Origin of the sequence: Microcoleus sp. N9_A2 (assembly GCF_036701775.1) — a bacterium.
GTDB lineage: Bacteria > Cyanobacteriota > Cyanobacteriia > Cyanobacteriales > Microcoleaceae > Microcoleus.
On the sequence record NZ_JAUBRH010000026.1, the window covers coordinates 1 to 12,610 of the forward strand.

Genomic DNA, 12,610 nt, shown 5'->3' on the forward strand with positions numbered 1-12,610 from the left:
TCATTCTCTCCTAGCGCGGTGGCTCTAGTTCTTCTTTTGCCACCGTTCTCATCTTTGGTTAGTCTAAACTACAGTAAAAGAATGCAACTGTAGGCCCGTGATCCAAACCATGAGCTTCCTCAGTCATTCCCAATTCTTTAATTGAAAATCCCACATCAAACATGGTATGAGATCCTGTAGCCAGTGCGATCGCCAGATAGCTTGAGAATGCAAGAGAGCGCTCAAACAAATTTGTGCGTAAATTCACTGGTAAAATCCACTCTCCCTTTGCGTAACATTGCAGGATCTAATCTTTCAGTGGTGTTGCAAGTCATCAAAACTACGAGTTTTTGCTGAAATTGAATGCCGTGTTCGTCGATGACGCTTTGATACAAAGTTCCATCCAGCAAACTCAAAATATGTTCAGTTTTGTTAGTGCGTTGGCCCTCTGCGGTCGATCGATCTTGAGCCAAATTATCAGCCTCATTGATAATAATACAAATCCGCTCTAAATAACTCGGTGGCACAAAATTTTCCACAGCATCGTGGTCTAAGATAAAAATCACATAACCCAGCGGCACTAAAATTTCCTTTGCTACCGCTTGCGTCCAAGCAGTTTTGCCCGTGCCCGGTTCCCCACTAACCAAAACAGCCAACTGATTTTGATCCAAAATTGCCTGCTGAACTGTATCGGTAAAACTTTGAACCTCCGCAGAAAACGTGCGAATTGGGAACTGGCTGTGAACCTGTCCGACGCGGCTTTTGTACCCGCCCAGAATCACCGCTAAATTATAAGTTGCCTTGCTAACGAGCGGCGCAATATCTTGACAAATCAGAGTGTAGCAGCGTCTTCCCCTGTCGTAGCTGTCAATTTGCAGCCAGCAGCCGAATCGGGCCCAAGAAGCATAAACAGTACCCAAAACTTCCAAGCGTTCCCAGCTAATAAATCGCTCCGGGGGATAAGAAAAATGTCGCTCCATAAAAGACTGGGTAATTGCATCCGGTTTCCCTAGCAAATCCAGAACTTTAAAAACAGTAATCTCTTGGAGTTTGTTGAGAACGTAGTCAATGGGAATGCTAGCGCGGCTGACCAATTGCACCACAGGCGTTTCGGTAACTAAAACATCTTTGTAGCGGTAATCCGGGTAAACTGGCTGCGGAGTAATGTAATCCCAAAATTCATCAATTTCGTAGCGAGTATTTTCCGAGAATACATTTAAAATATTTGCCCACCAAGTATATTGGTGTCGTCCCATTGCGTCGGCAATGTCGCTAGCTGCACCTAAAGTTTTTTGAGCTAGTTCTAAGGGGTCGCTAGACGCTAAATGTACCAGGTGTTCCAAATCAAATTGACGGTAAAAAGGTCGCCAACCAGAGCCTAGCAGACCTCTATTGGGAGAATTGTTTTGATGAAAATTGTTATCGCGATCACCCATATCTTCCGCACTCATTTTGCAAAACTCCTACTTACTCTTATTTTACAGTTTTTGTGGTACACATTCTACAAAAAAAGTGAAAATAATCAACTTATTTTGAGATAAGCGGGCGGCACAAAATCTACTAACCAAACTTTATTTTCCGAGCAGTAAAATGTATGACCGTCGCGTTGCATGGCTGCGGCATCTACAGTAAAGACTGCCGGGATGCCATGTCTTGCACCTACTTGGCGCGCCGTCTGAATATTCACGGACAAATGAACGTGATGCCGCGACATTTTCCTAATTCCTTGACTGAGAATAGACTCGACGGCAGTGCTACCTGTTCCGTGATATAAAATATCCGGGGGAACACCGGGTTCTAACTGCAAGTCAACCTCTACGCTGTGTCCTTGGTTAGCACGAATTAGAGTGCCTGTGGAGTCAAATGAAAAGCGCTGCTTGTCGTTTTGCGCGACTACTTTTTTGAGTTCTGCAAGCTGAACAGGAAAGTTATTTTTTTGGCACGCATCGAGGAGTTCGCTAACAGGAATCCAGCCACCGGGAGCGAGTTTAATACCGATGCGCCCGGGCGCGTGGCGCAGGTGTTTGCTGAGATATCTGCTGATTTTTAGTAATCGAGAATCGTTCATAATTTTACTTTCTTTATTGAGCTTTTAGAATCACCTTTTACCCAATGTCAGTAGCGGGTTATATCGTTGATTGGATGCGGGTTTGTTGAATCTGTTTGCACTGCCAGAGGGCGCTTGAGTGAACCCGCCTCTACAGGTGTTCGGAAAATGATTCCCGGAGGCAAAAAATGATCTGGCGCGCGAATTATAGCGGTAATGTGCGCCATTAAAGACTACAAAACCCGGTTCTGCGCCCGGAACAAAAGAGTGTTTGGTGTGCCGTTTTTTACGAGCTTTATATTTTGAAAATTATCAAAAACTTTGCCGTATGCCGAATGCCTTCTACCTTGGGATAACTCCGCCAAAAATAGCAAAATTTAGATAGCGCCAGTGACATCCAGCGTCGGCAAAACCAGCTTCGGCAAGCCACATTGTCTGGTCTTCCACAGAGGATGGAATATCTTCTTCTCGATATTTTTTAAACCAGGCTGCATCGTCTTCTCCGTTAGCTTTCATGTACTGCCGCCACAACTGTTCGTATTGCTCAGTCAGCCGGGGAGTAGCACCTGTGACAATATCTCGAATTAGCAATATTCCCCCTGGATTCATCGAGTGGAAAAGTTTGTGAAATAGCTGTTGTTTGCCTGCGCTGTCGAGGTGGTGGATTGCCAAGCCTGAAACTACCAAATCGTAACCGCTGCCGAAATCATCTTCGGCAAAGTTTCCTTGCTGCAAGGTCAGCCGTTCTCGGAAAGCGGACAAGTTAGTTTGGCAAGTTTTTAGCATATTTTGGGCGATGTCAAAGGCTAGGACTTTTGCTTGAGGAAATGCTTGCAGAATCATAGCCGACAGTATGCCAGTTCCCGCGCCTAAATCCAGAACTTTTATGTTACCATTAGTTTCAGAAGTGATTAACTGCAATATTACATCGTGTTGCTCGCGATAGCGCGGAATGAGGCGGGGAATTAAACCGTCATAATCAAAGGCTCTTTGTTCAAATTGCTCGCGTACAGCGTCTAAATTCACAGACTATTTTCCTCAAATTCTTAATAGTTGAGTACGCCAATGCAGTTGGGTGGTTCTCTTCTCGGAAGTTATATTACATTTATAATACAAAAAATATACATACCTGTCAAGATGTAGAATAAAATAATTTAAAAGAAGTTACGGACGATCGCCAGATAGGGACTTTGTGCGCCCAAACCCGCCCCTGATTTGGGAACTGTCTAGCCATGCACATATATCTCATTTAGTGCAGATGAGGCAGAATGCCACAGACGCGAAAGCCTGCCGAAGACGAGACTTTGTGCCAGATACTAGGAGTAATTGTGAGCAAAAAGTTGACGGTTATGATACCCGTTTCAAACAAGAATGCAACTGTCGGTGTGTGATCCACACCATAAAATTCTCAGTGATTCCCCTTAGTAAAATATAAAAGATACCAGATAAGAAGGAATGAGCCACCAGCCGACGATCGGCTAGACATGAAAAAATCCGTCCTCAGATTGACAAACTTTAGCCAACTATAAACAAAAATTAAGGTGACTCCCGAGTGGATGTGGTGCCTGCCAATTTTTCAGGAAGATGAAGAGATACAAAATATTACACCCGCCGGTGCGGGAAAGAAAATTGTGATAATGAATCAGGATGCGAGTAGATTAGGTGTCAGCCGTCAGGGGAAGATAGAAGCAATGGAAATCCAACAACGGAGTAAGGATAAGCCCGATCGCCAGCAACAAAACGCGTCCGATCGGCTCGGTCAATTTTCTACGACAAAAGAACTAGATTCGTCGCTACAAGAATGTTTAGATTTTAAAATAGCGATCGACAGATCGGCACTTGCGGTGAGGACAAACGCGCGAGGAATTATTAACTATGTCAGCGATCGAGTTTGCTCCATCTCCAACTATTCGCGCGTAGAACTAATCGGCAGCCATTTCGGCATCCTCCATTCGGAATATAAATCTTCGGAAATAATTAAAAATCTGCTATCAACTGTTGCCAAAGGTGAAGTTTGGCAAGGAGACATTCAGAATAAAGCTAAGAATGGAACTGATTATTGGGTGTACTCCGCAGTAGTTCCACTGTTGGACTGTAAGGGAAAACCGTGTCAGTATTTGGCGATCGGATTCGACATCACCGATCGCAAAGCCGTTGAAGCAGCCCAAGCCGAAGCCAACCGGGCAAAAGACGAATTTCTGGCGATCGCCTCCCACGAGCTGCGATCGCCCCTGAGCGCGATTTTGGGATGGGTGCAGCTAGCCCGATCGCGCAATTTAAACGAAGCCACCACCAGCCGCGCTTTGGAAATCATCGAGCGCAACGCCAAATTACAAAACCGACAAATAGACAATCTCCTCGACCTCTCGCGGCTGCTGCGAGGGAAAGTGTGCCTGAACATCGGCCAAGTTCACCTCCCGTCTATCATAGAATCTGCGATTGACACCCTCCGCCCCGCCGCCGATGCTAAAAACATCCGCGTAGAAACACATTTCGACCCCGCCGTCAGCTACATTTTGGCAGATGCAGAACGCTTGCAGCAAGTAGTCTGGAACCTCCTTGCAAACGCCATCAAATTCACCCCAGAATCGACACCAGGCCCAGTTCAAGTGGGGATCGAGCCTACTCCGTCGGGCGTCTTGATTCAGGTCAGCGACAGCGGTTGCGGCATCGATCCCAAATTTCAGCCGCACATCTTTGACTACTTCCGCCCTGCAGACAACTTCCAGACCAAGGAACAAAATCGGCTGGGGCTGGGGCTCTCAATTGTGCAGCAGTTGGTAGAACTGCACGGGGGAAGTTTTTGGGCTTCGAGTCCCGGTATCGGTCAGGGGGCGACCTTTGGGGTGCTGCTACCGATTGCCAACAAAAATGCACCCGACGATCGCAGCAGTGCGATCGCCCAAAGTGAAAGCAGACCCGGATCGGTTTCCAAACCCCTAGCGGGAAAGCAAGTCCTGGTGGTGGAAAGCAGCGCCGAGATCCGGAAATTTCTCAAAACTGGCCTCGAAGCATTTGGAGCCAAGGTAACAGCGGTGGGTAGCGCCTGCGAAGCGATGGCGGAGTTGCAACAGTCGCGACCTGACGTGTTGGTGAGCGATATGACGGTATCGGGAGCCGACGGCTGCGATTTGATCCGCCGCATCAGAGCAATGGAACTGTCCGAGCACAGGCAACTGCTGCCGGCCGTGGCGCTGACGGGAGGCATTGAGGAAGAAGATTCGGCATCGGCGCTGGAGGCGGGGTTTCAGAGGCATTTGTCGAAGCCGGTGGAAGCGAATCAGTTGGTGAGCGCGATCGCCCAATTGGCTGGACTGACTGGATTCGGCTCCGGAGAGTGGGGTTCGGGGAATATCCGGGCGACCACACCCCAGGCCCTGCTACCGGAACCTAACAGTTTTGACGACAAAAATCATCTGGAACAATTAACAAGTGACAGCAGAGAATTACCGCTGTTGCTGGTAGTAGAAGACAATAATTTTCTGCTGGCTTACCTCCAAACTTTATTAACTCCGTACTATCGAGTCGCTGTGGCGATGGACGGGGTTGAAGGTTTAGAAAAAGCCAAAACTTTGCAGCCAAATTTGATTGTGAGCGACCAAATCATGCCCAGACAAAACGGACTGGATTTGCTCAAGGAGATTCGGAACACGCCAGAATTGAAATCGACTCCGGTAATTTTTTTGACAGCGCGATCGGGGATGGAAGCTCGGATCGAAAGTTTGGATGCGGGTGCTGACGATTATATTTCCAAGCCTTTTGACGAGAGGGAATTGCTGGCGAGGGTGAGAAATTTGTTACGATCGCACTCAGCCGAACAGCAGTTGGCGGAGCTCAACCGTCAGTTGCAGCAGCAGAAACAGCAGTTAGAAACAGTGAATCGAGCCTTGCAGTATTTGGCCAATTACGACAGTTTGACTGAGGTAAGAAACCGCCACTCTTTTAATGAATACCTCGATACGGAATGGCGGCGTTTGGCAAGGGAAGAAGCACCGCTGTCTTTAATTATGTGCGACATTGATTATTTCAAACTTTACAACGACACTTATGGTCACCAAGCGGGGGATGAATGTTTGCGGCAAGTGGCGACGGTGATCCAACATTCGGTAAAGCGACCGGCAGATTTAGTAGCGCGTTACGGTGGAGAAGAATTTGTAGTAGTTTTGCCGAATACGGATATTGAAGGTGCGACTTGCGTAGCTGAAATGATCGCACGACAGGTGCGGGGTTTGCAGATAGTTCACGCTAAGTCTGCTGTCAGCGAATACGTGACGTTGAGTTTGGGTGTAGCTTGCTGCATTCCGGCGCCGATGTCGCAGCCGGGGGCGCTAATTGCGATCGCCGATGAATCGCTTTATCGGGCGAAAGAAGCAGGGCGCGATCGAGTTTCGGTTGCCGCATTTGAAGGATAATATAATAGTTAAATCAACTTGTATGGTGCGTCAGAAATCTATAGTTTCAATTTAAACAAGTTTTTTGGATCGGACGCACCATACCAATGTGCTGGCAAACTTGGGTGAATTCAAATTGCTATAAATATAGTTAAAGGAGGTCGTGCCATGACAGCAACCTTAGACAAACCAAAAGACCAGCGCCTAATTCACTCCGCGATTGATTGGCAACAATTCAAGCTAATCGAGCAGGGGTTTTCTGACTCCCCCGGCATCCGACTTTTTTATTTCAAAGGTGAGGTAGAAATCTTGGCAGTTTCGCAAGAACATGAAGTCTTCAGCGGTGTCATCGCCCTGTTGCTGGGTACGTATTTTGTAAAAAAAGAAATCGATTTTACTCCCACAGGAAGCTTTACCCAGGAAAAAGAAGGAAAAGCTTCTGCACAAGCAGACCAATCTTACTTAATTGGCAAAGCATCGGGAGGTATTGCACACCTCTCGATCGAAGTTGTATTTACTAGCGGCAACGAAAGCAAGTTGAATCGTTACCAAGCCTTGGGAGTCCCCGAAGTTTGGTTTTGGGAGGAGGGAGTATTTAGCCTGTATCATTTGCGCTCGCACGGATATGAAAAAATTGACCAAAGGGAAATATTGCCTGATTTAGATATTAATTTATTGTCTCGCTGTCTGCTGATTGCTTCAAGGGTGGAAGCGGTTAAAGAATGGAGGCAAGGCATTTCGGGAGATTAGATGAAAAGTGTTTTGTGAGTGCGACATCGCCCGCAGTCCGAGTTACAAATTGCAATACTGGCGATCGCGATCGGGTGGTTAATAAGTGCGTGCGATCGCTGGCATAATCCCCAAAACGCCAGAGATATGTTATTTAAGGTAGATACCGACATCAGATTTTAGCAACTTTTCTAGGAGGTTATTGCCCTATGTCCTCTCAACAACCAAACCCTACGACCACTTCTGACTGGCGCTTGCACTTTGGCAGCCTTTCACAAGAAGCGAAGCATACAGTTAAGGTGCTGTTGTTAACAGCACGAAAGTCTGGCTTTTATAAATTAGAACAAATACTGTCAAATTTGACAGATCTGAATCTGGAAAACAATCAAATATCAGACCTAACACCCTTGCAATCTCTGACCAATTTGACTAATCTGAATCTGGGCAACAATCAAATATCAGACCTAACACCCCTGCAATCTCTGACCAATTTGACTAATCTGAATCTGGAAAAAAATCAAATATCAGACCTGACACCCCTGCACTCTCTAACCAGTTTGAAATATCTGAATCTGGACAACAATCAAATATTAAACCTAACACCCCTGAAATCTCTGACCTGTTTGATATATCTGAATCTGGACAACAATCAAATATCAGACCTAACGCCACTGAAATCTCTGACGATTTTGACATATCTGAATCTGGACAACAATCAAATATCAAACTTAACGCCGCTGAAGTCTCTGGTCACCAATTTGACATATCTGAATCTGGACAACAATCAAATATCAGACCTCAAACCCCTGCAATCTGTGACCAATTTGAATAATCTGAATCTGGTAAACAATCAAATAGCAGACCTCAAACCCCTGCAATCTCTAACCAGTTTAAAATATCTGAATCTGGAAAACAATCAAATATCAGACCTGACACTCCTACAATCTCTGACCAATTTGATAGAGCTGAATCTGGACAACAATCAAATATCAGATCTCACCCCCCTGCACTCTCTGATCAATTTGAAAAAGCTGTCTCTGCCTAACAATCTTTTATCAGACCTAACACCCCTCCAATATCTGTGGAAAGCTATCGCCAATTCCACAGAGCGAGTCGATCGCACTCGTGCCGCAGCCGCGATCGAATTTGCCTACACAGCTCTCGGCAAGACTTGCCCGAAAATTATTTTTTGTTCGAGTCCCCACTCTGCCATAACACAGTTAAAAAAATTGAAATCTCCCACTAATAAAAATGATTTTTTTCAGCGTATCTACAAACAGCTAGAACCAGCCTGTCTGCCGTTTAGGTATATATTTTTTTTGTGCTTGTATTATTTCGCACTAACAAGTGAGCAACCACAGCCAAAAACAGCTTTTTTCCAGCTTATTTACGAACAGCTAGAATCGACATATAGGCCGTTTAACTTAATAAGATATAGTAGTTCGTATTTGCCACAATTAATAGAATGGGAGCGGCAGCTCACACAAGAATTGCAACGTGATTTTTGGGACTATTGTAGAGACAACTCAACGTCGATCGTTAATCGGGCATCCCTGTGGGATAAAATCTGTGTGGCTGACTTCTGTGTCTCTGTACTTAGAATTGTTCTCAACCCAGATGCACAAAAAGCTTTTGAATGCTTGAAGCAGCTTTTAGTTGAATGTGGCTGGATTTTTGCGTTTGACAAGGTTTGCTATGTGTGCGATCGCCCTTTAAAACTCTCCCTCGACAGCGAACATCGGCCGCACGCAGAAGGAGAAAGCGCGATCGAATTTAGCGACGGCTACAAACTCTACTCCTACCACGGCGTCACCTTGCCCGCAAAATACGGACAAATTCACCCCAATCAGTGGGAATCTACCTGGATTTTAGAAGAAGAAAATGCCGAATTAAGGCGAGTGTTAATTCAGGGAATTGGTTAAGCCAGAATTTGCCAAGAATTGCAAGCCACAGAATTAGATTGCTGGCGAGAATACACCCTGCTAAGAATTGATGCTGATATTGATGGCTTCGATCCTGCTAATTTCGATGCTGATGATGATGTTCCTGAAAAAGAGGCAATCTACTTGTTAAAAATGACTTGTCCGAGTACCGGATTCATTCATGCTTTGCTGGTTCCGCCTGAGATGCAATCTGCAAGGGGAGCGATTCGCTGGGTGAATTAGGATGTCGATTATGAGGATTTTTCGGTGCCAACTTGAAATTTAGGGCAAGTTAGAAACCTCGTTGATAAGAGTCGGCAGTTGAAACCTATCCTACACAAACTTTCGTCCAAGTGCGCGGACTGAAGACTAACCTTTATATTCTTGCATTTGCTGGCGAATGGCTGCCTCAAGCTTAGTATCAAAATCCGAATCTCCCACTTTTGTTATAATTGAATTCGAGCGCTTTTTCCGCCGTTCTAAGTAGGCTTCCAGTGCAGCTTTATCCCCGCGATTTTTAAGAAAATAACGCTTCAATTCTCCATCTGACATTGCAGTATAATCTACTTGGCTCATTAAACTACCTCCGCATTTGGAGCAATTTCAATCTCAATTTCCTCGTCATATCCAGCCAATACGAACAAGTTTTTGCTTCTCTCGTCAACACAGATGAGGTGAATAGGTTGCAATGCCAAATATGTCAAGTAATAACTGATTCCATAAATTAACCACAATATTTGTAGTGGCGGGTTTCACCAACAATCTTTCATTCACATCGACAATATCTATAAACCCGCCCTCACCCAGGCGACTTTCACCTTCCAAGATAACGCCTGTCAGTGCAGCAAAGAGTTATGGAATTTGGTTTGTGGCTCTTGACAGCTATGTGTTACAAATGTAGTATAAAGTGGCGCTAGAAAAGCTCGCTCGACACCAGCAAACAAAATGGAGAAAAAACCTATGCAACCCATCCGACAAGGCGACGTAATTCTCACTCCCGTACCGAAAATCGAAGGAGAAAAAAAACCTCACCTAACTCTCGCCGAAGGTGAAGTCACCGGACATTCTCACCAGATTATTGAGGGACAAGCTGAACTGTACGAAAAAGACGGCACTCTGTACTTGCGGGTGCTTTCACCGACAGCTTTATTGAGTCACGAAGAACACCATGCGATCGCAATTCCCGAAGGTAATTGGATGGTGCGAATTCAGCGGGAATATGAGCCACAAGGTTGGAGGTATGTCGCAGACTAAGGTTAAAAAACTAACGCCTGAACAAGCAGCTTTGATTCCAGTTTATCGGGAAAAGTGGAGAGCGAGATCGCTTTCCACTGGCCCGATAAATCGATCGCAAGCTGCGGAAACAGTTAAATCAGCTTACAGTGTGATCGGCAAAACAGCACCGGAAATCATTTGGCAGTTTGTTGGATTTTTGCATTTTGGTTCTAAATTTACCTCATTCTTACGGCAGAAATTGGATTGTTTTTCAATCTCTTGTGCGGGATTGCGGCTGGATTTATCCATTCGAGCGAGTTTGTGTTGTGTGCGAAAAGCCGATCGCACTTTCTGCAGATAGCAACTACCGCTTGCACGCCGAAGGAACACCAGCGGTACAATTTGCCGACGGTGTTTCGATTTACGCCTATCACGGCGTGATTTTGCCCGAATGGTACGGTAGGCTGCACCCGCACCAGTGGCAGTCTAAGTGGGTGTTGAAGGAACAGAATGCAGAAGTTCGGCGCGCGTTAATTCAGGGAATTACTTACGATCGCATTTGTCAAGAACTAGCGGTGACAGAATTAGACAGTTGGCAGGAATACACTCTCTTAAGCATCGAGTTTGACGATGATTTTGATGACGTGGGTAATCCCAAGCCAGTTTATTTGTTAAAAATGACCTGTCCGAGTACGGGATTTATTCATGCGTTGCGAGTGCCGCCTGATATAGAATCAGCTAAAGAAGCAATTCGCTGGGTAAATTGGGATATTGACCCAGAGGAGTTTTCCGTACAAACCTGAGTAATACAAATTTAAAAAAGTCTTGCTACAATCATCACTCTTATACCAATTGTTAAAAGTCACAGAACCCCGCGCCGGACTTAGGCTCAGCCGTTTCCCTAGCCGAGCATCTGTAGTTCACTCAACTGAAAACCTTTATATTGACAACAGCCTTAACCCATGAAACACCGATAAACGTTCCCGCAGTGTGCCAGTTCCCAGGGTGGAATGCACCAACCACCGATCGCCCAAAAACAGTTAATAACATGAAGAAGAAGCCCACCCTCGATCGAAGGTGGGCTCAGTTCATGCCAGCTTACCGACAGCTAGGCAATCGGGTCTCTTCGCTGGTAGACGTAAAAGCTGGGAAAAAGATCCGAACGTCCGAAAAAACTTCTCGCCCACCATTAAGCTTCAGTTTACCCAACCGGATCGGGAAAATTGCGCCCGCAGCGATGTTCCCCGGAAATCGGGGAACGCTGGGGCTTCAACTTTTCAATAGACTTCTGCAAAAAAGCTCGTCTTGAGCCGACAGGATGCCCAACCCCTACTCCGCACAAGAATTAAAATTTTTCGAGAAGTCTCATAATTCTCCTCTTTAACTTTGATTTCCCAACTGATTAGGCATCGTGATCATGTGCAAAGCGACGGAACAGGAAATCTAGGGCGTAGTTCCGCAAATTGTAGTATTCTGGATCTTCCATCATTTGAACCCGATCGCGCGGACGTGGAAAAGGAATCTCCAGAACCTCGCCAATCGTCGCTGACGGGCCGTTAGTCATCATCACCAGTCGATCGGCCAAAAACAGCGCTTCATCAATATCGTGAGTAATCATCAACACCGTACAGCGGTGATCGTTCCAGATTTTCAGCAATTCTTCCTGCAATTCCTCCTTGGTAATTGCGTCGAGAGCACCAAAGGGTTCGTCCAAAATCAGCACTTTCGGGCGAATTGCCAAAGCGCGGGCAATAGAAACCCGCTGCTTCATCCCCCCCGAAATTTGCGGCGGTCTTTTCTGGGCAGATTCTGTCAATCCCACCATCGCCAAATGCTCGTTGACGATCGCATTTTTTTCGACCTTCGACTTATTCGGAAATACAGCATTAACCGCCAGATAAACATTTTCAAACACCGTGCGCCAAGGCAACAAAGCGTAACCCTGAAACACCACCATGCGATCGGGGCCCGGCTTAGTAATCGGCTCTCCGTTAATCGACACGGTGCCCTGGCTCGGATGGCTAAAACCCGACACCATATTTAACAGTGTTGATTTGCCGCAGCCCGAGTGTCCGATCAAAGTAATAAACTCTCCCTCAGCTACATTCAGATTGACGTTTTCTAAAGCCCTGTAACCGTTTGGATATTCTTTGTAAACATTGTCTATCACCAAAAAAGGTTTGCGGCGGCCTTTTCCCGGCTGGATTTGAGTTTTGGTGTTCGTCTGGTTTTTAGTGGTGTTGAGCATGGGTTTAGGAAATGGTGAGTGGGTGATTCGCAAAGAAAGAAGGAAGTTAGGGAGCGAGCAATGTACGGGATTTAACGGA

The 12,610-nt window shown here is 45.9% G+C and carries 15 protein-coding genes; 8 read left to right on the top strand and 7 right to left on the bottom strand.

The window, feature by feature from the left end; all coding sequences use genetic code 11:
* Positions 1-58 precede the first annotated feature (58 nt).
* The 4 genes from QUA44_RS16390 to QUA44_RS16405 form a co-directional block, all read right to left on the bottom strand.
* The gene (locus QUA44_RS16390; RefSeq protein ID WP_333252477.1) at positions 59-247 is read right to left on the bottom strand and encodes a hypothetical protein; all 189 of its coding nucleotides are present in this window, start codon (positions 245-247) and stop codon (positions 59-61) included.
* Entirely contained in the window at positions 222-1,430 is a 1,209-nt protein-coding gene (locus QUA44_RS16395; protein ID WP_333252476.1) for an AAA family ATPase, read from the bottom strand. Before QUA44_RS16395 ends, QUA44_RS16390 begins: the two co-directional genes overlap by 26 nt.
* Positions 1,431-1,501: 71 nt before the next feature.
* Complete coding sequence (locus QUA44_RS16400) at positions 1,502-2,047, bottom strand: RNA 2'-phosphotransferase (RefSeq protein WP_333252475.1); 546 nt, start codon at positions 2,045-2,047, stop codon at positions 1,502-1,504.
* Positions 2,048-2,368: 321 nt separating this feature from the next.
* Entirely contained in the window at positions 2,369-3,052 is a 684-nt protein-coding gene (locus QUA44_RS16405) for a class I SAM-dependent methyltransferase (RefSeq protein WP_333252474.1), read from the bottom strand.
* A gap of 515 nt (positions 3,053-3,567) precedes the next feature.
* Between QUA44_RS16405 and QUA44_RS16410 the strand changes: the two genes are divergently transcribed.
* From QUA44_RS16410 to QUA44_RS16425, 4 genes are all read left to right on the top strand, one after another.
* Entirely contained in the window at positions 3,568-6,438 is a 2,871-nt protein-coding gene (locus QUA44_RS16410) for a diguanylate cyclase domain-containing protein (protein WP_333252473.1), read from the top strand.
* 147 nt (positions 6,439-6,585) lie between these two features.
* The gene (locus tag QUA44_RS16415) at positions 6,586-7,167 is read left to right on the top strand and encodes a Uma2 family endonuclease (RefSeq protein ID WP_333252472.1); all 582 of its coding nucleotides are present in this window, start codon (positions 6,586-6,588) and stop codon (positions 7,165-7,167) included.
* 188 nt (positions 7,168-7,355) lie between these two features.
* The gene (locus QUA44_RS16420; RefSeq protein WP_333252470.1) at positions 7,356-9,068 is read left to right on the top strand and encodes a leucine-rich repeat domain-containing protein; all 1,713 of its coding nucleotides are present in this window, start codon (positions 7,356-7,358) and stop codon (positions 9,066-9,068) included.
* Positions 9,069-9,086: 18 nt separating this feature from the next.
* On the top strand, positions 9,087-9,311 hold the full coding sequence (locus tag QUA44_RS16425; RefSeq protein WP_333252469.1) for a hypothetical protein: 225 nt from the start codon (positions 9,087-9,089) through the stop codon (positions 9,309-9,311).
* 126 nt (positions 9,312-9,437) lie between these two features.
* Here the strand turns inward: QUA44_RS16425 and QUA44_RS16430 are convergent, their stop codons facing one another.
* Together QUA44_RS16430 and QUA44_RS30705 are read right to left on the bottom strand one after the other, a co-directional pair.
* Positions 9,438-9,644 carry a DUF6887 family protein gene (locus tag QUA44_RS16430; RefSeq protein WP_333252468.1) on the bottom strand — a complete coding sequence of 69 codons (207 nt, stop codon included), beginning with the start codon at positions 9,642-9,644 and terminating at the stop codon, positions 9,438-9,440.
* Positions 9,644-9,802 (bottom strand): DUF6888 family protein, encoded by a 159-nt coding sequence (locus QUA44_RS30705; protein WP_445243674.1) that lies wholly within the window; start codon positions 9,800-9,802, stop codon positions 9,644-9,646. Before QUA44_RS30705 ends, QUA44_RS16430 begins: the two co-directional genes overlap by 1 nt.
* A 226-nt stretch (positions 9,803-10,028) precedes the next feature.
* Here QUA44_RS30705 and QUA44_RS16435 point away from each other — a divergent pair, with 226 nt between their 5' ends.
* The 4 genes from QUA44_RS16435 (at position 10,029) to QUA44_RS16445 (ending at position 11,592) form a co-directional block, all read left to right on the top strand.
* A complete protein-coding gene (locus QUA44_RS16435) occupies positions 10,029-10,322 on the top strand; it encodes a hypothetical protein (RefSeq protein WP_006632553.1) in 294 nt (97 codons plus the stop codon).
* A complete protein-coding gene (locus QUA44_RS30710; RefSeq protein WP_445243673.1) occupies positions 10,309-10,644 on the top strand; it encodes a hypothetical protein in 336 nt (111 codons plus the stop codon). The genes QUA44_RS16435 and QUA44_RS30710 overlap by 14 nt, the downstream gene beginning before the upstream one ends.
* The gene (locus QUA44_RS30715; RefSeq protein WP_445243672.1) at positions 10,610-11,086 is read left to right on the top strand and encodes a DUF6745 domain-containing protein; all 477 of its coding nucleotides are present in this window, start codon (positions 10,610-10,612) and stop codon (positions 11,084-11,086) included. The genes QUA44_RS30710 and QUA44_RS30715 overlap by 35 nt, the downstream gene beginning before the upstream one ends.
* Before the next feature lie 140 nt (positions 11,087-11,226).
* Positions 11,227-11,592 carry a hypothetical protein gene (locus tag QUA44_RS16445; RefSeq protein ID WP_333252467.1) on the top strand — a complete coding sequence of 122 codons (366 nt, stop codon included), beginning with the start codon at positions 11,227-11,229 and terminating at the stop codon, positions 11,590-11,592.
* Between the two features lie 93 nt (positions 11,593-11,685).
* On the opposite strand, the gene QUA44_RS16450 is transcribed toward QUA44_RS16445, so the two are convergent.
* Positions 11,686-12,531, bottom strand: coding sequence for a nitrate ABC transporter ATP-binding protein (locus QUA44_RS16450; RefSeq protein WP_333252466.1), 846 nt, complete (start codon positions 12,529-12,531; stop codon positions 11,686-11,688).
* Positions 12,532-12,610: the final 79 nt, after the last annotated feature.